The 20758-nt window shown below is 63.0% G+C and carries 19 protein-coding genes; 8 read left to right on the top strand and 11 right to left on the bottom strand.

What is annotated here, in order from left to right; genetic code table 11:
- Positions 1-113: 113 nt before the first annotated feature.
- From LOY53_RS13180 to LOY53_RS13145, 8 genes are all read right to left on the bottom strand, one after another.
- Entirely contained in the window at positions 114-1739 is a 1626-nt protein-coding gene (locus tag LOY53_RS13180) for an ABC transporter ATP-binding protein (RefSeq protein ID WP_252824190.1), read from the bottom strand.
- Positions 1739-2578, bottom strand: coding sequence for an ABC transporter permease (locus LOY53_RS13175; protein ID WP_252824188.1), 840 nt, complete (start codon positions 2576-2578; stop codon positions 1739-1741). Before LOY53_RS13175 ends, LOY53_RS13180 begins: the two co-directional genes overlap by 1 nt.
- Positions 2575-3534: an ABC transporter permease gene (locus LOY53_RS13170; RefSeq protein WP_252824187.1), complete on the bottom strand. Its 960-nt coding sequence runs from the start codon at positions 3532-3534 to the stop codon at positions 2575-2577. The genes LOY53_RS13175 and LOY53_RS13170 overlap by 4 nt, the downstream gene beginning before the upstream one ends.
- A 3-nt stretch (positions 3535-3537) precedes the next feature.
- Positions 3538-5139: an ABC transporter substrate-binding protein gene (locus LOY53_RS13165; RefSeq protein ID WP_258704140.1), complete on the bottom strand. Its 1602-nt coding sequence runs from the start codon at positions 5137-5139 to the stop codon at positions 3538-3540.
- 9 nt (positions 5140-5148) lie between these two features.
- Positions 5149-6468, bottom strand: a complete 1320-nt coding sequence (locus LOY53_RS13160; protein ID WP_252824185.1) for an LLM class flavin-dependent oxidoreductase — start codon at positions 6466-6468, stop codon at positions 5149-5151.
- A 50-nt stretch (positions 6469-6518) separates the two neighbouring features.
- The gene (locus tag LOY53_RS13155; protein ID WP_258704139.1) at positions 6519-8957 is read right to left on the bottom strand and encodes a TonB-dependent siderophore receptor; all 2439 of its coding nucleotides are present in this window, start codon (positions 8955-8957) and stop codon (positions 6519-6521) included.
- A gap of 177 nt (positions 8958-9134) precedes the next feature.
- On the bottom strand, positions 9135-10103 hold the full coding sequence (locus LOY53_RS13150; RefSeq protein ID WP_258704138.1) for an ABC transporter substrate-binding protein: 969 nt from the start codon (positions 10101-10103) through the stop codon (positions 9135-9137).
- Positions 10104-10113: 10 nt separating this feature from the next.
- On the bottom strand, positions 10114-10938 hold the full coding sequence (locus LOY53_RS13145; RefSeq protein WP_252824182.1) for a class II aldolase/adducin family protein: 825 nt from the start codon (positions 10936-10938) through the stop codon (positions 10114-10116).
- A gap of 502 nt (positions 10939-11440) precedes the next feature.
- On the opposite strand from LOY53_RS13145, the gene codB reads away from it, so the two are divergent.
- The 5 genes from codB (at position 11441) to LOY53_RS13120 (ending at position 16629) form a co-directional block, all read left to right on the top strand.
- On the top strand, positions 11441-12706 hold the full coding sequence (gene codB, locus LOY53_RS13140; RefSeq protein WP_258704137.1) for a cytosine permease: 1266 nt from the start codon (positions 11441-11443) through the stop codon (positions 12704-12706).
- Positions 12703-13920, top strand: a complete 1218-nt coding sequence (locus LOY53_RS13135) for a PucR family transcriptional regulator (RefSeq protein WP_258704136.1) — start codon at positions 12703-12705, stop codon at positions 13918-13920. The genes codB and LOY53_RS13135 overlap by 4 nt, the downstream gene beginning before the upstream one ends.
- Before the next feature lie 4 nt (positions 13921-13924).
- Entirely contained in the window at positions 13925-15166 is a 1242-nt protein-coding gene (gene codA / locus LOY53_RS13130) for a cytosine deaminase (protein WP_252824179.1), read from the top strand.
- A gap of 232 nt (positions 15167-15398) precedes the next feature.
- On the top strand, positions 15399-16391 hold the full coding sequence (locus tag LOY53_RS13125) for a DNA-binding protein (protein ID WP_252824178.1): 993 nt from the start codon (positions 15399-15401) through the stop codon (positions 16389-16391).
- A 67-nt stretch (positions 16392-16458) separates the two neighbouring features.
- Positions 16459-16629 carry a DUF6021 family protein gene (locus tag LOY53_RS13120; RefSeq protein ID WP_252824176.1) on the top strand — a complete coding sequence of 57 codons (171 nt, stop codon included), beginning with the start codon at positions 16459-16461 and terminating at the stop codon, positions 16627-16629.
- A 37-nt stretch (positions 16630-16666) separates the two neighbouring features.
- Here the strand turns inward: LOY53_RS13120 and LOY53_RS13115 are convergent, their stop codons facing one another.
- Positions 16667-16918: a hypothetical protein gene (locus tag LOY53_RS13115; protein WP_252824174.1), complete on the bottom strand. Its 252-nt coding sequence runs from the start codon at positions 16916-16918 to the stop codon at positions 16667-16669.
- An 8-nt stretch (positions 16919-16926) separates the two neighbouring features.
- Complete coding sequence (locus LOY53_RS13110; RefSeq protein WP_252824172.1) at positions 16927-17427, bottom strand: DUF4142 domain-containing protein; 501 nt, start codon at positions 17425-17427, stop codon at positions 16927-16929.
- 167 nt (positions 17428-17594) lie between these two features.
- On the opposite strand from LOY53_RS13110, the gene LOY53_RS13105 reads away from it, so the two are divergent.
- Genes LOY53_RS13105 through LOY53_RS13095 form a run of 3 tightly spaced genes read left to right on the top strand, consistent with a single transcriptional unit; the run spans position 17595 to position 20240 of the window.
- On the top strand, positions 17595-17837 hold the full coding sequence (locus LOY53_RS13105; RefSeq protein WP_099429376.1) for a hypothetical protein: 243 nt from the start codon (positions 17595-17597) through the stop codon (positions 17835-17837).
- Positions 17834-18628 carry an exodeoxyribonuclease III gene (gene xth / locus LOY53_RS13100; protein WP_252824170.1) on the top strand — a complete coding sequence of 265 codons (795 nt, stop codon included), beginning with the start codon at positions 17834-17836 and terminating at the stop codon, positions 18626-18628. The genes LOY53_RS13105 and xth overlap by 4 nt, the downstream gene beginning before the upstream one ends.
- 43 nt (positions 18629-18671) lie before the next feature.
- Positions 18672-20240 (top strand): sensor domain-containing diguanylate cyclase, encoded by a 1569-nt coding sequence (locus LOY53_RS13095; protein ID WP_252824169.1) that lies wholly within the window; start codon positions 18672-18674, stop codon positions 20238-20240.
- Here the strand turns inward: LOY53_RS13095 and LOY53_RS13090 are convergent.
- Positions 20198-20758, bottom strand: coding sequence for a GNAT family N-acetyltransferase (locus tag LOY53_RS13090; RefSeq protein ID WP_252824167.1), 561 nt, complete (start codon positions 20756-20758; stop codon positions 20198-20200). The two genes, LOY53_RS13095 and LOY53_RS13090, sit on opposite strands and share 43 nt — an antisense overlap.

Raw genomic sequence — 20758 nt, 5'->3', positions numbered from 1 at the left:
TCGTTGATCATTGAAAAATCCAGGTAGGAGCAGCCTTGTGCTGCGAAGAGGCCAGTGGCAGCAGCGAAGATTAATGGTGTTTTCACCGGCCTCTTCGCAGCACAAGGCTGCTCCTACCCGGATCGCGCATGACGGGAAGGCAAGGCTGGGGGTGCCGGCTGTAGGCCTCGCCACCCAGGCATGTCCGCCAGCAAGCGGCGTGTGTATTCACTCGCTGGTTGCTCGAATACCTGCTCGGTAGGCCCGTGGTCCACCAGCCTGCCCTGGTTCATCACCAGCACCTGGTCGCTGATGCCGCGTACCGTGGCGAGGTCGTGGGAGACGAACAGGTAGGTCAGGCCCAGGTCGCGTTGCAAGGTCTGCAACAGCTCCAGCACTTGCGCCTGCACCGGTGCGTCCAGCGCTGACAGCGGCTCATCCAGTACCAACAATTCCGGCTCGGCGGCCAGCGCACGGGCGATGGCGACCCGTTGCCGTTGCCCACCGGACAACTGGCCAGGGCGCCGCTGCAGCAAGTCGGCAGGTAGCCCGACACGTCCCAGCAGCTCGACCACCCGCTGGCGATCATCGCGCCGGTTGCCGATGGCGAAGGCGCGCAGCGGCTCACTGATGATGTCCAGCAGGCTGTGCCGCGGGTCGAGTGCAGCCCAAGGGTTCTGGTACACCAACTGCACCCGCCGCCGATAGGCCTGTAACTGCTTGCGGCTGGCGCCAAGCACCTGCTCGCCATCGAACAACACGCTGCCTGCGTCTGCCTGTTCCAGGGCCAGGATGATGCGCGCAGTGGTGGACTTGCCCGAGCCTGACTCGCCAACCAGGCTGGTGGTGCTGCCACGAGGCAGGCTGAAACTGACATCCGCCACGGCCGCAGGCCCCTGGCGGTTGAAGCGCCGCTGCAGCCCAGTGACCTGCAGCAAGGGCGCCGCAGGGTGATCGGCCGGGCGAGTACGACGCTGCTGCAACCGTGCCAGGGGTGAGGCATTGAGCAACTGGCGGGTGTAGGGGTGGCTGGGGGTATGCCACAGGTGTTCGGGCGTGCCGCTTTCGAGCAGTTGGCCGTGGCGCATGACCAGAATACGGTCGGCGCGGTCCAGCGCTACCGCCAAATCATGGGTGATCAGCAACAGGCTGCTGCCGCGCGCGCGCACCAAATGCTGCAAACGGTCGAGGATCTGCCGCTGGACACTCACGTCGAGGGCGCTGGTGGGCTCGTCGGCGATCAGCAGCGGCGGGTCATTGGCCAGGGCGATGGCGATCAATACCCGCTGGCACATGCCGCCCGACAACTGATGAGGGTAGCACCGCAGCAGTTGCTCGGGCGCCTTGAGGCCAACCTGCTGCAGCAAGGCCAGCGCCTTGGCATGGGCTTCACTGTGCGCTACGCCATGTACGGTCATGGCCTCGATCACCTGCGCGCCGATGGTCTTGACTGGGTCCAGCGACGTACCTGGGTCTTGTGGCACGAAGCCGACCAGGCGGCCACGGCGGGTTTGCCAGTCGCGCTCATTGAAGGTGTCGAGCGCCTGGCCCTGTAGCCATAGTTGGCCGTTTTGCCGTGCTGTAGCCGGCAACAGACCCGCCAGCGCGGCCGCGGTAGTGGACTTGCCTGAGCCGGACTCGCCGACCAGGCAGACGATTTCGCCCGCGCCAATCTCCAGGTCCAGCGCCTGCACGGCGGGTTGTTGGCTGCCGGGGTAGTCGACGCGGAACTGGCGGATACGAACCAGTGGCGAACTCATCACGCTGCTCCTTGAAGTTGTTGCAGGCTGCGCGCCAGTTGTTGAGTGGCAAGCACCACTGCGGCCACCACCAGGCCAGGCAAGGTGGTGTACCACCAGGCGACGACCATGTAGTTGCGCCCCTCGGCGATCAGCAAGCCCCATTCCGGCTGGGGCGGCGGCGCGCCAAAGCCCAGAAAGCTCAGGGCCGAGACGGCCAACACGGCGCTGGCAAATTCCAGTGCGGCTAGGGCCAGCAACGGCCCTGCGGCATGTGGTAGCACGTGGCGGCAAAGGTTGGTCCAGCGGCCAACCCCGGCCACCTGGGCTGCTTCGACAAAGCTGCGGCTGCGCCAGCGCAAGACTTCGCCACGGGCCAGGCGAGCGAACATCGCCACCGAAGAAAGCCCCACGGCCAGGGCAATTTCCAGCGTGCCGAAACCCAGGGCGGTAACGATGGCCATCGCCAACAACAAGGCAGGAATCGCCATCAGGACTTCCACCCCCATCGCCAACAGCCGGTCGGCGACGCCACCGAGCCAGCCGGCAATGCCCCCCAGCAGGCTGCCGGCGACCAGGGCGATCAGTACCGCAATGCTGGTGGCCTGCAGCGACAGTGCCGCGCCATGCACGCAACGCGCATACAGGTCGCGGCCCAGGTGGTCCGTGCCGAACCAGTGGGCGGCAGAAGGGGCTTGCAAGGCCTGGCTCGGGTTCGCCAGCAGCGGGTCGGCGCTGCTGAACAGGTTCGGCCAAAAGGCCCAGCCCAGTACCACGATGAACAGGGCCACGCTCAGCGTCAGTGGCAGGCTTGGCCAGCGCACCGGGCGTGCCAGGCGATAGGCAGGTTGCAGAATCATGGACGGCTTCCTTGGCGGATACGGGGGTCGAGCAACGGGTAGGCCAGGTCGGTCAGCAAGTTGGTCAGCACGTACAATGCGGCGGCCAGCAGTACTACGCCCTGGACCACGGCGATGTCCTGGCTGGCAACAGCACCTTGGGCCAGGCGCCCGACGCCATCACGGGAGAACACGGTTTCGGTCACCACCGCGCCGGCCAGCAGGTTGCCCAGCAGGGTGCCGGCCAGGCTCAACAAGGGGATTGCAGCGTTGTGCAGGGTATGCACGCCAAGCAGCCGCCATGGCCCGACACCCTTGCTACGCAGGGCCTGCACAAAGGGCTGTTGGCTGACCGTGGCGATCGAGCGGCCAAGCACCTGGGCGATCATCGCCGCGCACGGCAGGGCCAAGGTCACGGCCGGCAGAACCAGGCTGGCCAGACCTTGCCCACCCATGGCCGGCAACCAGTGCAGTTGAAAGGAAAACAGTTGCAGCAGCACCAGCCCGACCCAGAAGGTCGGCAGCGACACCACCACGGCAGGGGCATTGTGCAGCACGCTCTGCAACGGTCGCTGGCGTACACGATGGGCCGCGAGGGCCAGGCAGATGCCCAGTGGCAGCGCCAGGCCAAGCGCCGTGAAGGCCAACGCCAGGGTGGCCGGCAATGCCGCTGCAAGGGCTGCGGTGACGGGCTTGCCGGTCTGCAGCGAAGTACCCAGGTCGAGCTGCAGCAACCGCCACAGGGCACCGGTGTACTGCTGCCAGAGGCTGCCGTCGAGGTGATAGCGAGCGCGCAGTTCAGCGACCTTGACCGGGTCTGCCGAGCCCGGTTCGCCGCTTTGCGCCAGCAAGATCGCTACCGGGTCACCGGGCAGCCCATAAAGGATGGCAAACGACAGGGTAAACGCTGCCCACAGCACCAGCAGTGACTGGGCCAGGCGCCACAGGTGCGCGGGGTGATTGTTCCAGGCGTTCATCGGTTAAAGACTCCCCGGTTGTACCAGCCAGGTGTCGTAGAACTGCAAGCGGGTCGAGGCCTCGTAATGCAGGCCGCGCACCGCATCGCGGAACGCCGTGACAGTAGCGGCCTCGACCAACGGGATCACGTGGCCCTGTTCGAGCAGCTCGCGGCTGGCCTGGTGGATCAATGCACCGCGCGTTTGCACATCGAGGCTGGCAGCCGAATCGATCAGGGTCTGGTCCAGTGCCAGCGGCCCCCGCACATTCACATTTCGCCCGCTGGCGAGGAACACCGTGCGTAGCACGTCCGGGTCGGCGCGGGTCAGGTTGAAGAACCACAGTTGGTAGTTCAGCGATGTCTGCAGCAGGCTGACCTGGCCAATGGTGGATTTGTTCAGGCGCAGCTCGATGCCGGCTTGACGCAGTTGCTGTTGTACCAACTCCAGCACCGGTGTACTGGCCTGCCAGTAGTCGAGGGCAAAGCTCAAGCGCTTGCCATCGCGCTGCCGCCAACCGTCGGCCCCCTTGTGCCAGCCGGCGCTGTCCAGCAGTTGGCCGGCACCTTGTGGGTCATAGGCGAGCACCGCGCTTAGGTCCTGGTAGTAGGGCGTGCTGCTGGCAAGCACGGAACTTGCTGGTTTCTGGTAGCGGGAAATCACGCCCTTGAACTGGCTGCGGTCGATCGCCTTGTTCAGCGCCTGACGCACCTTGGCATCGTCCAGCGGCGGGCGGGACTCGTTGGGCGTCAGGTTGAAGACGATGCCTGGGTTAGACCGCGCGATGGACGCAATGCCCTGGGCCTGCAGCACCGCTTCGTCCTGTACCGGCACGCTGGTGTTCACGTCGATTTGCCCGGACAGCAGGCTGCCCAGGCGCACACCGGACTCGGGCAGGATGTGAAACTCGATAGCCTCCAGCCAGGCACGGCCCTTGTGTTCGGCCAGCGAAGACGGCCAGGCGTAATCGGCGCGGGCTTCGATGCGCACCAGGCGGTTGTGCTCGAAGCTTTTTACGTTGAATGGCCCGGAGCCCACCAAGGCGCCCTGGCAGCGTTGTTCGGCACTTCGTGCCAGGGTACTGGCTGCCAGCAGCCCAAGGCTCATGGTCGAGGTCGCCTGGAGGAACTGCGCGTTGGCGTGCTTGAAGCGGATGCGCACGCTCAGCGGCCCAATGACTTCGACGGCTTCAAGGCCAGCCAGGTAAGTGCTGGCCAGTTGCGCCTGGGCGCCGAGGGCGATGATGGCCTCGAAATTGGCCTTGACCGCTGCGGCGTCCAGCACGCTGCCGTCACTGAAGGTCACCCCTTCACGCAGGTGAAAGGTGAACTGGCGCGAATCGTCGCTGACTTCCCAGCGCTCGGCCAGCCAGGGCACGATCTCGGCGGTCTGCGGGTCTTGGTCGGTCAGCGAGTCCACCAGTTGCCGGCCAACGTTGAGGGCGGTGTTGTTGCCCGCCTGTTGCGGGTCGATGCAGTTGGGGTCGCCGTCGAACGCCACCCGCAGCACGCCGCCATGCTGCGGCTGCGCCGGGGCGCCCAGGTTGGCCTGCTGCGCGCTTTTACCATCGCAGCCGGCCAGGCTCAGGGCGGTGGCCAGGCTCAGTGTCGCCAGGGGTCGTAACATGGGCTCTCCTTAAAAGAAGCGGTTGGCGCGGTAAGGCAGGCCTAGGTTTTCCCGCAGGGTGGTGCCGGCGTATTCGCGTTGGAACAGGCCGCGGCGTTGCAGCTCTGGGACCACGCCGTCGACAAAATCATCAATGGCCGCGTGCAGGCCGCTGAACATGATGTTGAAGCCATCGGCGGCGCCGGCTTCGTACCAGGCCTGCAGGTCATCGGCGATGCTCTGCGGGGTGCCGATCAGGATGCGATGGCCGCCGGAGGTGAGTTGATTGAACAGCTGCCGCACGGTCGGCCGCTCACGGCGGATCAGGTCGAACACCAACTTTTGCCGGCTCTGGTGAGTGTTGGTGGTGAAGGTCTCTGGGGGCAGGGGCACCACTTCGTCGAAGGGCAACTCCGAGAGGTCGTAGCCGAGGCTGGCGAAACGCGAGATGGAACTGAGAAAGGCTTTGGGCTCCAGCAGTTCTTGCTGGCGGTCGTACTTGGCCTGGGCTTCAGCCTGTGTCTTGCCCACTACCGGCGAGACGCCCGGCAACACTTTCAGTGCATCGGCACGGCGCCCGAAACCGGCGGCGGCCTGCTTGGTCTCCTGGTAGAACGCCTGGCCTTGGGCGATGGTGTGCTGGGCGGTGAAGATCAATTCGCCAACCCGCGCTGCCAGCCGCTTGCCAGCAACAGAGGCGCCGGCCTGGGCGACCACCGGGTGACCTTGCGGCGATCGCGCCACGTTGAGCGGCCCGCGCACCTGGAAGTGCTCGCCCTGATGCTCGAGCACATGCAGTTTGTCGATGTCCAGCCAGGTACCAGTGGCCTTGTCCTGGACAAAAGCATCGTCGGCCCAGCTGTCCCACAGGCCGCTGACCACGTCGTAGAATTCTTCGGCACGGGCGTAGCGGTCATCGTGTTCGACGTGCTCCTGGCGGTTGAAGTTTTCGCCGCCGCCCAGCGAGGTCACCAGGTTCCAGCCGGCCCGGCCTCCGCTCAGGTGGTCCAGTGCAGCGTATTTGCGGGCGATGTTGTAAGGCTCGTTATAGGTACTGCTGGCCGTGGCGATCAGCCCAATATGACGGGTGCTGGCGGCCAGCGCCGGGGCAAGGATCAAAGGGTCCCAACGCACGCTGTTGGGGCCACGCTGCAGGGCCAGGTCCAGTTTGACGTCGAGCGTGTCGTTGAAAAAAAGCGCGTGAAACCGCCCCGCTTCCAGCTTGCGGGCAATGTACTGGTAATGCTCCAGGCTCTTGAAGGTATCGAGCGGTGCCTCCGGTAGGCGCCAGGCGCTGCCGCTGAGGGTGCCGGGGATGAACGCGCCGAGTATGAATGGGCCGTGGCTCATGGTGCTTCTCCTGGCGCCCGCCACACGCGGCGGGCGCTGTGTGGGTAGGGTCAGAAGTTGTAGGCGATGCGCGTGTACCAGAAGCCGCCGTAAGGGTCGAACGGCGAAATGGCACCGAACTTGGGGAAGCCATTGGTATCGCCGGCGGGGTAGCCGTTGTTGTCGGCACGCACGTCGAACAGGTTGTTGGCACCCACGGCGACATCGAAGTGGTCGGTCAGGGCGTAGGCGACTTCCAGGTCAGTCAGCCACTTGGCGCCGTAGGTCACGTCATAATCAGGGTTGGCGTCGCGGGCGATGACTTTGTCGTAGCGGGTCAGGCCGGCGTTGATGGTAAAACGCTCGATCTGCCAGTTGGCACTGAGCATCAGCTTGGTCTTGGGGTTGGCCACGGTCAGGTAACCCTGGGCGACGCGGTCGAACAGTTCGAGGTTGTTGCCTGCGGCGCGCAGCGATGCCGGGGTCTGCTTGATGTCGTCGATGATGGTCTTGTTGTAGTTGACCCCCAGGCCGTATTTGACCCGGCCAAAGCGCCCATAGTCGACGCGGTAGTCGGCCACCAGGTCGACGCCACGGGTGGTGGTGTCGGCCGCGTTGGTGAAGTACTTGACGCGGTAGCCTGGCTTGTAGCCGTTGGCAACCAGTTGCTGATCGACGCCGTTGCCATAAAGGAAGCCCGTCAAGGCAATGCGGTCGCGGATTTCGATCTGATAGGCATCCAGGGTCACGCTGGCCTGCGGCAAGGGTTGCCAGGTCAGGCCGAGGCTGATGTTGCGTGACTTTTCCGGGCTGAGGTCTTCGGCGCCCAGGGCTTTGGCCAACGGCGAATCCACCCGCACGGTCTTGGCTTCGACGAACTGCGCCACACCGTCGACGGTGGTGTACTGGTTGGCGGTCTGGGCGTAGACCGACTGCGACAGCGACGGGGCGCGAAAGCCGTTGCTGAGGGTGCCGCGCAGGGCAAAGGTTGGCGTGAAGTCGTACCGTGCGGAAAACTTGCCGCTGCGGGTATTGCCGCTGCTGTCATCGTATTTTTCGAAGCGCGCGGCCACGCCGAGCCAGAGTTTTTCCGTCGGGTTCAGGCCCAGGTCGAGGTAGCTGGCGTAGCTGTTGCGGCTGAGTTGGCCTTCATCTTCCGGGGTCAGGGTGATTGCACCCTGGGCGCCCACCGCTGCCGGTTGGCCGGCCAAGGGGCCGCTGGGGTAGAAGTAGCCGCCGTTGATGTACGAGAGCGGGTCGTCGGACTCGGTCTTGTACCGTTCGTGGCGGTGTTCCAGGCCCCAGGAAACCTGCAAGGGCTTGGCCAGGCCTACCTCGAAGGCGCGGGTCAGGTCGAGGTTGTTGGTCCACTGGTCGAAAATATTGGTATAGGTGTCGAAGCGCGTCGGGCTGGTCGGGCCGAGCGAGGCGTTGAGGGTTTCGTCGGCACCGGCCTGGCCTTTGTCGCGGCCGAAGGTGGAGCTCAGGTCCCAGTGCCATTCGGCGAACTCGCCCTTGCCACCGGCGGCTGCCTGGTAGTCGGTCTCTTCCAGGGTGTAGAAGGGGGCGGTGCCGTCCGGGTAGATCTCGGGGATGATGTTAGTAGAATTGGGCCGGCGGTAGTTTTGCCCGCCGCGGGCATCACGCTTGCTGAAGGTCGAGAAGGAGTACAGGGTCAGCGCGTCGCTCACCGGCAGTTCGGCGTTATACGACAGGTTGATGGCCTTGATCTTGGGCAGGCCGTTTTTTTGCACTTCGCGGTCGGCGGTGTCGTTGCGCGGGTCGCCGGCGAAATACAGGTTGCCGGTAGCGGCGCGCGAGCGGGTGGCGGTCTGGACTGACTTAGCGTCCAACGCATAGTTGAAGAAGCCGCCGTTGTCGCCCAGGGCCAGGCCCTGGTTGAGGGTTTGCCGCAGGTTACCGCCGTCGCCGTCCTCGTAGTATTGGCCGTACTGGGTACTGGCCGATCCGCCGTTGTCGCGCTGCTTGAGGATGATGTTGATGACGCCGGCGATGGCGTCGGAGCCGTACTGCGCCGAGGCGCCGTCGCGCAGCACTTCGACGTGGTCGATGGCACTGATGGGGATCATGTCCAGGTCCACCGGGTTGGTCCCGTAGGCGGCGGTGGAGTCGAGGTTGATCACTGCGCTGTTGTGGCGGCGCTTGCCGTTGACCAGCACCAGTACGTTGGAGCCGTTCAGCCCGCGTAAGCTATAGGGGCGGGCGATGCTGTCATTGGACGAACCGGAAGGGCGCTGGGAAAACGATGGCAGGGTTTTCTGCAGGGCACCGCGCAGGCTGGACTCGCCGGTTTGCTCCAGTTGCTTGCTGTCGATGACGTCGATCGGTGCCGGGCTGCTGGTGACGGCACGCACTTCGCTGCCCCGTGAGCCGGTGACGATCACCGTGTCGAGGGCGGCGTCATCCTCCGCTGCCATGGCCAGGGGGGTGAGCAGGTAGCCGGCGAGTACGGCGGGTGCCAGCGTTAAAGAGGTAAACACAGACTTCATGACTGTTCCTTGGGTTCGATTGGCAGATCAGGCCCTGGATGTGCGATCGAACGGGCGCTCATAAGGTGTTTCACGCAGTGCAGGCGCGGCCTTGCCCGCAGGAGGTCCGTTGCTCCCGTGGCTGAGGTGCCTGTGAGCCGTCCGGCGCGCGCCGGTACGGTGTGCCGCGGCGGGTCCTTAGCCGCTGAGCAAGGGGGTGAAGCGGTCGTCCCAGAAGCCACGCACATCCACTGCCTGGCGGATCAGCCCGCTGTCGTGGAACAGGTCGGCGATGTTTTGCTGGGCACCAATGTCAGCCTCGCTGACGGGCAATAGCCGACAAGGTTGCTGACGCTGGGCGAACTGCTGCAGGTAGAGATCGCTGGAAATCCCGGTCAGGGCTTGGTTACGTGCAGCCCATGCATTGGGGTTGTGCTCGACCCAGTCCCAAGTGGCTTTTTCGCGCTGCAAAAAGTCGCGAATGGCAGCCTGTTTGCCTGGCTGCTGCAACACCTTGGCAGTGGTTGCAATCAGGTAGTTGCCGCAGTGATAGGGGCTAGCGTCGGCCAGCGCCACGCCATCCATGGCCGTCTGCGCTTGCAGGGCACCGATACCGCCGGCGACGATGGCGTCCAGGTGGCCGTTTTGAAATGCCACCAGCGCATCCCGGGCAGGCATGGGCCTGGCCTGGATATCGGCAAGGGTCAGGCCGTTGCCGCGCAGCAGGTTGAGTATCAGGTAGTGGGTGTCGGTGGCGCGCACGAAGCTCACGCGCTTGCCCTTGAGGTCAGCGATGGAGGCGATGCCGCTGCCGCGTTTGACGATCACACTGCTGCGGTTCTGCTCGCCCTGGTAGCTGGCGATCAACACCAGCGGGTTACCGGCCACGCTGGCGAACAGGGGCAACACCGGGCTCATGAAGGCGTAGTCGAGGCTGTTGCTGGCAAAGGCTTCCAGCACCATGGCGCCCCCGGGCACGTCTACCCAGTGCAGCGGGTAGGGTGTTTGCGCTTGGCCCGCGTCGGCGAGAAAGCTCGCGGCCTGGCCCTTGTAGCGCCAGACCCGTAAGGCTTCATCGGCGCGTGCCAGGGCGGGGGCCAAGCCCACGGCCAGCCCGGCAATGGCGCTGTGGCGCAGGAAGGTGCGGCGGCTGATGCTGATTGCCATAGGGTGCGCCTCAGTCCAACAGGTCGGGTTGTTGCTGGACGATGCGGTCCCACAGTGGCAGGAAGTTCAGCCAACCGAACAGCTCGCGCTGGCCAGGGTTGACGGGGGCTTCGTCCAGGTCCGGGATCCGCGGTTGGCCGGCAGCGTAAGCCAGCAGGTGGGCGCGGGCGCTGTCGTCGGCGAGGATGAAGCGCCAGGCGGCGCTTTCCACGGTCTGGCCCGTGGTCCACAGGCCGTGGTTCTGCCAGACCAGCAGGTTGTTGTCGGCGAATGTTTCGACGAAGGCTTGTGCCACTTGGTCGCGGTCTTGCAGCAGGCCGCCTTCGGGCGTGCGCAGTGCGTGGCGGTCGAACAGCACCTGCTCACCGGCGAAGGCAGACGACTCAGCGGTGATCGGCTGGAACAAACGCCCCAGCGCTGACCATACTCGCCCATGGAAGCCATGCAGGTGCGCGATACCCACCACGTCAGGCCGGGCGCGTTGCAACGCGTCATGCAGCTCAAGGGCGCTGGTATTAAGCAGGCCGTCACCTTCGACCACCTGGCCTTCGCCGTTTACCCGCAGCAGGTCACGGGTGCGAATGTGCGAGAACGGCACCCCTAGAGGGTTGATCCAGTAGTGGTCGGTCTCGATCGGGTCGCGTGCCGTAAAATGGCCGGCCAAGCCGACTTCAAAGCCCAGTTCGGCGAACAGCCGATAGGACGCTGCAAGGCGCTGCTTGCGGTGCAGGCGCTCGGCGAGCGGGTCGCTTAACGTGGGCGCAGCGGTGATTTGCAGGCGATGATCAAGGTTGGGCAGGCGGGCGACACTGTGGCGCGCAGCAGGTTGGCTCATGGCAGTACCTCACGGAGGAAATGATCGTTTGCCGATCATCCGTTCTGCCATGTCCGCCGTTTCAAGGGCAGGGTTCGCAGGTGGATGAATCGGGGCCTCCACCATGCGAGGGGTCGGGTCTGAGGGGACTGTAGCAAGGGGGTAGGGGCGGGAAGAAATACTGTTTTGATCTATTTTTATTATTATTTTTACGAATATAAATTAGCGTTGATATTTGAATAATGCATTTAAGACGTGTGCTTGCCCGCGACACCGCGCCCTCGTAGGCAAAACCTTGCCCGCAGCCTGGGTGAAAAGTACTCAGCGCTGTTCACCTTTGGTGCGTAAATGCCTCAATTCAAGGCAGCTGGCACACATCATCTCGCCTGTTTCGATGCTTAAATGTGCAGAGTGCACAGCGTTGCCTGTGCCGTTCGCCTGTTGCGCTTCGGTTTCCATCCCTTGTTAAACCGGCCCGCATATTGCTCTTCCTGCTCCCGACTACCACCCGGAGCCCCGTGCAATGAGCTCACCTACCGAATTCCCGCTTTGCGAAGCCCCTCAGTCGTCCCGCAAGGGCCTGCTACCGATAGCCATGGTGCTGTTCAGCTTCACGTTCTTCACTGGCACGATGTTCGCCGGTGGCAAATTGGGCATGGCCTTCAATTTCGTCGACATGCTGTGGGTTGCCACGGTCGGCAACACGCTGTTGGCGTTGTACGCCGCAACCCTGGCGTTCATCGCGTCACGCAGTGGGCTGAATACCGTGTTGATGGGCCGCTTTTGTTTCGGTGAAGCGGGCAGCAGACTTTCCGACTTCTTGCTGGGGTTCGCTGAACTGGGCTGGTACGCCTGGGGCACCGCGACCGTAGCGATCGTGCTGGTCAAATTGTTGGGCCTGGCGGGCGGCTTCACTGTGCCGCTGATGGTGCTGTTCGGCCTGGGCTTCAGTATTACGGCCATTATCGGCTTCAAAGGGCTGGACCTGTTGTCGCGGGTATCAGTGCCCTTGATGTTCGTGCTGTTGCTGGTGTCGATGTACATTGCCACCCACGATGCCGGGGGCTTTGCTGGCCTTGCTGCCGTGGTGCCACACGAAACCATGACCTTTTCGGCGGCCGTGACCATGGTCTTCGGCACCTTCGCCAGTGGCGCCACCCAAGCCACCAATTGGACGCGCCTGGCACGCAGTGGGCGGGTAGCGGTGGTTGCCAGTATCGTCGCGTTCCTGCTGGGCAACGGCCTGATGGTAGTCGCCGGTGCCTGGTGCGCGATGGTGTATCAGCAGGCCGACATCGTCGAGGTGATGATGCTGCAGGGCCTGTCGTTCGCGGCGGTGGTGATGCTCTGCCTGAACCTGTGGACGATCCAGGGCCCGACCATCTACAACGTGTCGGCAGCCGCCTGCCACCTGCTGCGCAGCGAGCGCCGGCGGACCGCGACGTTGGTGGCGGCAGCGGTGGGCATTGTGCTGGCGATTGGCGGCATGTACGAATTGCTGATCCCGTTCCTGGTGCTGTTGGGTTCGGTCATCCCACCAGTTGGTGGGGTGATCATGGCTGATTTCTGGTATCGCCACCGTGGCCAGTATCCCGCATTGGCTACAGCCACCCTGCCGCGCTACAACCTGAGGGGGCTTTGTGCCTATGCCGTCGGCGCGGTACTGGCGTATGCCTCGCCCTGGGTTGCGCCGTTGGTAGGTATTGCTGCCTCGGCGCTGTGCTACATCCTCTTGCTTGAACTGAGCGGCCGGCGCCGGGTGGTGGGCGAGGCCGGTGCCGAGCCGTGAGCCTGGCACTGGAAGAAATTTTGCACCTGCCTGGCTTGCAGGAGATGACCGCTCGCGCAGGCGCACGCAACCTGCAGCGCCGGGTGCGCTGGCCTTACGTCGCTGAGAACGAGGGCATCGCCGAGTGGGTGATGGGCGGCGAACTGGTGTTCGTCACCGGCATCAACCACCCGCGTGGCGAGGCCAACCTGCTGAGCCTGGTGGAAGACGGCGAGGCCGTGGGTATTGCCGGCTTGGTGATCCTCACCGGCGGCACTTTCATCCAGGCTATCCCGCCAGCGGTGGTTGCCCGTGCCGAGCAACTGGGCTTGCCGTTGATCGAGCAGCCCTATGCGCTGAAAATGGTCGTGGTCACCCACCTGATCGGCACGGCCCTGGTGCAGATGGCCCAGGTGCGCCGCTCGCGCAACGACATCCTCGGGCAACTGTTGACCGGCGACTACCCAAGCCTGGCCATCGCCCGGCAACGGGCAACGCACCTGGCCCTGGCGCTGGACGAGCCGCGACGCCTGCTGGCGCTGCGTTTGTCGGGCGTCGATGGCGTATTCGAGCGCCATGGGCTGGCCCAAGGCGAGCGCTTGTGGCAAGGCATTCGCCAAGCCCTTGAGGACCAGCTCGAAACCTGGTGCCGCAGCCGGCCGGGCACCGTGACAGCCCACTTGCCGGGTGACCTGTTCGTAGTGTTGCTGCCCGATACACTGGGCTTGCCTGCTACGCTGGCCGCCCTGCACCGGCAATTGGCGGGCGTGGCAGGGGAGCTGGGCCTCTATATGGGGCTGTCGAGCCTCGCGGAAGATTGCGCGCACTACCGCCGCGCGCTCAACGAGGCCCGCCAGGCCCTGGAAGTGGCGCAAAACCTGCGTCCCGCCAATGGCTATTGCGATTTCAGCGAGCTGGGCGTGCTGCGCCTGCTGCAAGGGGTCGTCGATCGGTCGTTGATCGACGACTTCGTCACTCAGACACTAGGGCCGCTGATAGCGCCTGGCCGCAAGCACCCGAATACACTGGTGCATACCCTCGATGCCCTGCTCAAGGAAAACGGCAACGGCCTGAAAGCAGCGCAACGCCTGGGGCTGCACCGCAATACCATCAATCAACGCATTCAACGCATCGAACAGCTGAGCGGGCAGTCGCTGGACGACCCGCTTTTCCGTATGAATGCTTCGGTCGCCATGCTGGTGTGGCGCATGACCGAAGCCCAAGGCAAGGAGTAACGCCATGAACATCATCAACGCAAAACTGCGAGGCAAGGCTGGCCTGTTTCGCATCGAACTGAACGGTGACCGCATCGCCAGCATCACGCCACAGGCCGACCCGGTGGCACCAGGCGGCGCTGATGACCTGGATGCCAAACAGAACCTGGTGGTAGCCCCCTTTGTCGAGCCGCACATTCACCTGGATGCCACCCTGACGGCCGGCGAGCCGAAGTGGAACATGAGCGGCACGTTGTTCGAAGGCATCGAACGCTGGGCCGAGCGCAAAGAAATCACCACCCACGAAGACATCAAGGGCCGCGCCAAAAAGACCATCAACATGCTAGTGGACCATGGCATCCAGCATGTGCGCACTCACGTCGACGTTACCGACCCCAAGCTCACTGCCCTCAAGGCCATGGTCGAAGTGCGTGAGGAGGTGCGCCATTTGGTCGACCTGCAGATCGTCGCCTTCCCGCAGGAGGGCATCGAGTCGTATGCCAACGGGCGGGCGCTGATGACCGAAGCCGTGGCCATCGGCGCCGACGTGGTCGGCGGTATTCCGCATTTCGAAAATACCCGCGACCAGGGCGTGTCGTCGGTCAAGTTCCTGATGGACCTGGCTGAGCGTACCGGCTGCCTGGTGGACGTGCACTGCGACGAAACCGATGACCCGCAGTCACGCTTTCTCGAAGTGCTGGCCGAAGAAGCGCGGGTGCGCGGCATGGGCGCCCGGGTTACGGCCAGCCATACCGTGGCCATGGGCTCCTACGACAACGCCTACTGCTACAAGCTGTTCCGTTTGCTCAAGTTGTCGGGCATCAACTTCGTCTCGTGCCCAACCGAGAGCATTCACCTGCAAGGGCGCTTCGACAGCTACCCCAAGCGCCGCGGCGTAACCCGCGTGGCGGAGATCGACCGCGCAGGCATGAACGTGTGCTTTGGCCAGGACTCGATCGTCGACCCGTGGTACCCGTTGGGCAATGGCAACATCTTGCGCATTCTTGAGGCCGGGCTGCACATCTGCCACATGCTCGGCTACGAAGACTTGCAACGCTGCCTGGACCTGATCACCGACAACAGCGCCCGCACGCTCAACCTGGGGGAGCGTTATGGCATCGAGGTGGGGCGGCCGGCGAACTTGCTGCTGCTGTCGGCGCCGGATGACTACGAGATGGTGCGCAGCCAGGGGCATGCGCTGGTATCAGTGCGCAACGGCAAGGTGCTGATGCGGCGCACGCCGGCGCAGGTTGAACGCCTGGTCTGACATCGCTGCACGCTTCAAACGCAACGCCCCGCTGGCTTTTGCCAGGCGGGGCGTTTTGCTTTCTGCGCTTGGTGTACGCGTTTCCCACTTAAAAACCGCTTATATGGCCCTTCACATGCGATAAGCCGTGATTATTCCATGTTAGATAGCACTTGAATTAGAGGTGCTGACCGGTCAAAATCAGTACGTAATTACATATTACGTATTCCAGTACAAAATCGTAGGAGCAAGCATGGCCCGGGGCGGTATCAACAAGGTGGTAGTGCAGCAAGCGCGTCAGGCGCTGATCGCCCGCGGGGAGAACCCCAGCATTGATGCGGTACGTATCGAGCTAGGCAACACCGGCTCGAAAAGCACGATTCATCGCTACCTGAAGGAGCTCAATGGCCAGCAAACCGTGGCCACGGCGGGCACCCCTGGGTTGAGCGATACGCTTGGGCGGTTTGTCGGGCAGTTGGCAACACAGCTGCAGGAAGAGGCGGATATACGCATCGAAGAGGCCGAAAGCGTTTTCACCCAGCAACGCGAACAGCTCGAAGCGCAATTGCAGTTGGCCCAAGAAGCGCTGGCTGCGGCGTATCAACAGCAAAAGATCCAGGACGCGGCACTGGCTGCAGAATCGGAGAAACTGCTGTCCACGCAAAGCACCTTGCAGGCTGAGCAACTGCGCAGTGCCAGCCTCAATCAGTCATTGGGCGAGTTGCAATTGCGCCTGAACGACAAGGAAGAGCAGGTGAGGTCACTCGAAGACAAACACCGCCACGCCCGCGATGCCCTGGAACACTACCGCAGCGCCAGCCGCGAACAGCGCGAGCAGGACCAGCGTCGCCACGAGGCGCAACTGCAACAGCTGCAAGTAGAAGTAAGGCAACTGCAGCAGGGCATGATGGTCAAGCAGGACGAACTGACGCGCCTGCACCGTGATAACGAGCGCTTGCTTGGCGAGCATCGCCAAGCCACCAGCGAACGCAAGGCACGGGACGAACTGCTTGAACAGCGGGACGCGCAGATTCAGGGCCTGCGAACGATTTTGGCTCAAGCCCAAGGGGCGACCGAGGAAATGCGGCGGCAGCTGGATGTGCAAACGCAAAACCTGGAAGACAAGCGCGAGCTTTATGCCGAACAGGTGCGCCAAGTGCAGCGTCTGGAGGGTGAGCTGCTAGAGCGCGATGAGGCGTTGAAGGCGGTTCGCTCGCAATTGAGCAAAGCCACTCAAGCAAAATGAGATACTGATAAATCAAACTTCCTCGGGCTGATGCTTTCTTCCGTATACATTCACAGGAGAAAGTGCCATGCCAACGCCTGGAAAGCAGCACACACAGCAAGAGGGGCCTCATTCTTCCGATCACGGTGACAAACAGGAGGATCTGGGGTTCGACCCGGACTCACCAGACTTGGAAGACCCGCAGGTTGACCCGCAAGGCCCGGCTATCGCACCGCGTGACGTCGACAAAGATAAATGAGAGAAGGGGCCGCTGAGCGGCCCCGCATTCACGTTGGCTAGCGCGCCAATTGCTTCGCGGCTTCTACCCCCGAAGCGGACAGCTTTATCGGATACTGCAGGCTAATGTGGTGGTTACCGTCTATGGCAACGGCGCCATCGTGAATCAATCCGTGGTCCTGGAGTGTCTTCAACATGCCGGCCACCGCTTTCTCACCGCGGTAGTTGTCGAGCACCTCCTTTCCCAACCCCTCGGGGTGGGCATGCAGCAGACGCGTCAACACTTCCGAGCGCAATGCATCATTACTCATGTCTGGCCTCACTTATCGTGCTTGGCCTGAAGTGCCTTGGCATGCTCCAGGTGCTGTTCGAGTTTAGGCAGCGTTGCGCTGGCGAATGCCTTCAGCTCAGCCTTGTCGGACGATGCCGCTTCTTTCTTGAACAGTTCGACGGCCTTCTCATGGGCATCGACCTGGTTGTTGATATAAGACTTGTCAAAGGATTCATCACGCCATTCCAAGATCATCTTCTTGACCTTGTCGGTCAGCGCTGCTTCATCCGGGACAGAAATATCGAGTTTACGGGCAATGTCGCCAAGTTTCTGGTTGGCCTGGGTATGGTCAGTCACCATCTGCTGTGCGAATGATTTGATATCGGCGCTCTGGCTTTTCTCTTTGGCCAGGTTGCCTGTCACCACCTCTGCAATACCCGCTTCGGTGGCCGCGTCAACGAAATCATCGGAACTCGCTGCCATCGCATGCACAGAGGTCAGGCCCAATGCTATCGACAATCCGATGCGCTTGATCAATAGATTGCTCATGCTTCACTCCTTAACCGTTGGCGCGACTTCAGTGTCGCTTACAGTTGAGCGCTCACAGGCGGCAAAGGTTTAAAGAGTTTGCCGGCCGGCCCCTTTTCTCAGCGAGGTTGAACGCTGGCGCAGGGCAGGGCTCACACATTCAAAGCGGGTAGCGAGGAGCCACGCACATGAGCATTGAACGCAGCATTCCCGAGCTTGAGGCCTGGTACGCGCAGTACGACGACATCAGTTACCGCCGCGAATCGCCAGATGCTTATCACCATGAACTGGTGCGCACGGCCGAAGCCCTGCGTGATGACGGCGCCATCGACTGGGATGACTGGTTGCAGCTGAAGGCCTTGGCCGACCAGGCGCACATCAACGCGCTCGAAGATGCAGTACAGGCGCATGTCGACGACCCTGACGCATGAAAGCGCTGAAGATCGCCACCTTCAATATCAACGGCATTCGCAGCCGATTGCCGGCATTGATCGCCTGGCTAGAGCGAGAGAAGCCTGACATTGCCTGCCTGCAAGAGCTGAAAGCGCCCGACCAGCAGTTCCCACGGGAAGCGCTTGAAGCGGTGGGCTACGGGTGTTTGTACCAAGGGCAGCCTTCGTGGAACGGCGTTGCCATTCTCGCGCGTGGCAGTGAGCCACTCGAAGTGCGCCGCGGCCTACCCGGCATGGAGGATGACGGCCAGAGCCGCTACCTGGAGGCAGCCGTGCAGGGGCTGATCATCGGCTGCCTCTACCTGCCCAACGGCAACCCGCAACCCGGGCCTAAGTTCGACTACAAACTGCGCTGGTTCCACTGCCTGATCGACCATGCGGCCAGTTTGCAAAAGAGTGGGCACCCGGCAGTGTTAGCCGGCGATTTCAACGTCGTCCCCACCGATTTCGACATCTATAACCCGCGCTCCTGGCTCAAGGACGCGCTGCTGCAACCTGAATCTCGAGACTGTTACCAGCGTTTGCTCAACCAGGGCTGGACAGATGCGCTGCGCCACCTGCACCCTGACGAGCGGGTTTATACCTTCTGGGACTATTTTCGCAATCACTGGCAGCGTAACGCCGGGCTGCGCATCGACCATGTGTTGCTCAACCCTGAACTTGCGCCTTACCTAAAGGCTGCAGGCGTTGACGCCTGGATACGCAACGAACCCAAGGCCAGCGACCATGCACCGGTGTGGATCGAGCTGGCTTCGCGCAAGCAGCGCTGAACTATAGTCATAAGCGGCGAACGCGAGACAACAAGGGAATAGGATGTGCGCAGCCAGGAAACAGGATGACGATGGGCACCTTGCGCTAGCGGGCGAAGGCCGCGCCGTGGCGTTGTTCCGCCAGGTCCTGGCATTCATGGTGGTGGTGATGCTGGCCTTCGTGATGGTGGAAGGCTGGCGTATCTGGCGTGATTACCGTCACGCGTTCGGCAATGCCGAAAACATGGTGACCAACCTGGCTAGGGCGACGGCGCAACATGCCGAGGATGCCATTCGCCAAGTGGATGTCGTCACTGCGTCCCTGGCCGAACGCCTGGAGGGCGACGGTCTCGATCATATGAATCGCCCGCGCCTGCAGGCGTTGCTCGCGCGACAAAAAGCGCTCATGCCGCAGCTGCACGGGCTGTTCGTGTATGGCGCGGATGGCCGCTGGCTGGTTACCGACCAGGCGACCCTACCGCCCAACCTCAACAATGCTGACCGCGACTATTTCGTTTACCACCGTAATCATCGTGACCGGCAGGTACGCATCGGTTCGGTGGTGCGCAGCCGCTCGACCGGCGACTTGATCATTCCCATCTCGCGGCGTCTGGAATACCCCGACGGGCATTTTGCCGGGGTGCTGTTGGGCACGATCAAAGTGGACTGGTTCGTGCGCTATTACGGCGATTTCAAGATCGACGAGCGTGGCGCGCTGGTGCTGGCCAAGCGTGACGGCACGATTTTGGTCCGTCGCCCGTTCGTTTCGAGGGTGGTTGGGCGGACCTTGGCCAACAGTGACGTCTTTCGCAATCACTTGCCCTACGCCAATGAAGGGCTTGTCGAAGCAGTGGCAGTAGTCGATGGCACGCCTCGCCTGTATGCATACCGGGCGCTGTCGAGTTACCCGTTGGTGGTAGAGGCTGGCCTGTCGCGGGAATCCATTGTGGCGCCCTGGCGGCACGACGCGATCAAATCAGTGGCTGTGCTGTTGCTATTGCTGGTGGGGTTGGCAGCGTTCGGCGGGGTGGTCTTGCGCCAACTGCGCGAACGTATTGTGATAGAGCGCGCCTTGCACCAGGCGCACCAGACGCTGAAATCCCTGGCCTTGACCGACAGCCTGACTGGGCTTGGCAACCGCCGGCGGCTGGATGCAGTGTTCGAGCCCGAGGTGCGGCGGGCTCGACGGCAAGGTTACCCGGTAGCGCTGGTGATGCTCGACCTCGACTACTTCAAGGCTTACAACGACCGTTACGGGCACCTTGCCGGCGACCAGTGCCTGCGGCGTTTCGCCGAGCTGCTGCAACAGGCGCTGAAGCGCCCGGCAGACCTGGCGGTGCGCTTCGGGGGTGAGGAGTTCACGCTATTGATGCCCGACACCGATGGGCCGGGTGCCGAGCTTGTCGTGCAAGAAATACAGCAGGTGTTGCGCCGCCCTATAATCGAACACGGCGGCAGCCCATTGGGGCGGGTGTCGTTTAGTGCCGGCATTGCGATCGGCGACCCGGCTCGGCAAGCCATGACGCCCGAGCGCCTGATGGCGGCGGCAGATAGCGCGTTGTACCAGGCCAAGCGGCAGGGGCGGGACGGTTACTGCGTGGCGAACAATACCGCGGCGGGTGTAGACCCATGATCGCCTATCAAGGGCGAGCAAGGCAGGCGCATTGCACAACGCCCGACAAACCCTTGAACGCGTTCGTTGGCCAGAATGTCGCACAGCCGCGTGCACAGCTGGCCTTCATTAATAGCCTCAAACCCATAGCGTGCATAGAAAGGTGCATTCCAGGGCACGTCGATAAAGGTGGTCAAGGTCAGCTCCCGAACGCCTGCTGCTTGCGCCGCATCGACCAGTTGATTCAGCAGCAGGCGCCCGATCCCTCGCCCTTGAGCCTCCCGGCGCACGGAAATTTCATGAATGTGCAATGCCTGTTGCTCCCGCCGTGCGCACACAAAGCCTAGGATCTGCCCGGCGTCACCCTCCGCCAGCCAGCTTGCGCCTGCATCGACGAATCCTTGATGCGCTGCGCTGTCCAGCACATCGCCTTGTGCCAGCCACGCCAGCGCCGGCAGTTGGGCGAAAGCCTGGGCGGCTGAACGCTCGACCTCGGCCAGCCTGGGGATATCGCGGGTGAGGGTAGGGCGTATGTGCAC

This window comes from Pseudomonas sp. B21-031 (assembly GCF_024748985.1).
GTDB classification, from domain to species: domain Bacteria; phylum Pseudomonadota; class Gammaproteobacteria; order Pseudomonadales; family Pseudomonadaceae; genus Aquipseudomonas; species Aquipseudomonas kermanshahensis.
Note: the sequence above shows the minus strand (reverse complement) of the source record. Positions and strands in the feature narration are given on the sequence as shown.

Coding starts and splice junctions, on each gene's coding strand:
- LOY53_RS13105 (WP_099429376.1), top strand. CDS start 17,595: ATGAGCATTGAACGCAGCATTCCCGAGCTTGAGGCCTGGTACGCGCAG.
- LOY53_RS13115 (WP_252824174.1), bottom strand. CDS start 16,918: ATGAGTAATGATGCATTGCGCTCGGAAGTGTTGACGCGTCTGCTGCAT.
- xth (WP_252824170.1), top strand. CDS start 17,834: ATGAAAGCGCTGAAGATCGCCACCTTCAATATCAACGGCATTCGCAGC.
- LOY53_RS13175 (WP_252824188.1), bottom strand. CDS start 2,578: ATGATTCTGCAACCTGCCTATCGCCTGGCACGCCCGGTGCGCTGGCCA.
- codA (WP_252824179.1), top strand. CDS start 13,925: ATGAACATCATCAACGCAAAACTGCGAGGCAAGGCTGGCCTGTTTCGC.
- LOY53_RS13160 (WP_252824185.1), bottom strand. CDS start 6,468: ATGAGCCACGGCCCATTCATACTCGGCGCGTTCATCCCCGGCACCCTC.
- LOY53_RS13120 (WP_252824176.1), top strand. CDS start 16,459: ATGCCAACGCCTGGAAAGCAGCACACACAGCAAGAGGGGCCTCATTCT.
- LOY53_RS13165 (WP_258704140.1), bottom strand. CDS start 5,139: ATGTTACGACCCCTGGCGACACTGAGCCTGGCCACCGCCCTGAGCCTG.
- LOY53_RS13150 (WP_258704138.1), bottom strand. CDS start 10,103: ATGGCAATCAGCATCAGCCGCCGCACCTTCCTGCGCCACAGCGCCATT.
- codB (WP_258704137.1), top strand. CDS start 11,441: ATGAGCTCACCTACCGAATTCCCGCTTTGCGAAGCCCCTCAGTCGTCC.
- LOY53_RS13180 (WP_252824190.1), bottom strand. CDS start 1,739: ATGAGTTCGCCACTGGTTCGTATCCGCCAGTTCCGCGTCGACTACCCC.
- LOY53_RS13170 (WP_252824187.1), bottom strand. CDS start 3,534: ATGAACGCCTGGAACAATCACCCCGCGCACCTGTGGCGCCTGGCCCAG.
- LOY53_RS13095 (WP_252824169.1), top strand. CDS start 18,672: ATGTGCGCAGCCAGGAAACAGGATGACGATGGGCACCTTGCGCTAGCG.
- LOY53_RS13110 (WP_252824172.1), bottom strand. CDS start 17,427: ATGAGCAATCTATTGATCAAGCGCATCGGATTGTCGATAGCATTGGGC.
- LOY53_RS13145 (WP_252824182.1), bottom strand. CDS start 10,938: ATGAGCCAACCTGCTGCGCGCCACAGTGTCGCCCGCCTGCCCAACCTT.
- LOY53_RS13125 (WP_252824178.1), top strand. CDS start 15,399: ATGGCCCGGGGCGGTATCAACAAGGTGGTAGTGCAGCAAGCGCGTCAG.
- LOY53_RS13155 (WP_258704139.1), bottom strand. CDS start 8,957: ATGAAGTCTGTGTTTACCTCTTTAACGCTGGCACCCGCCGTACTCGCC.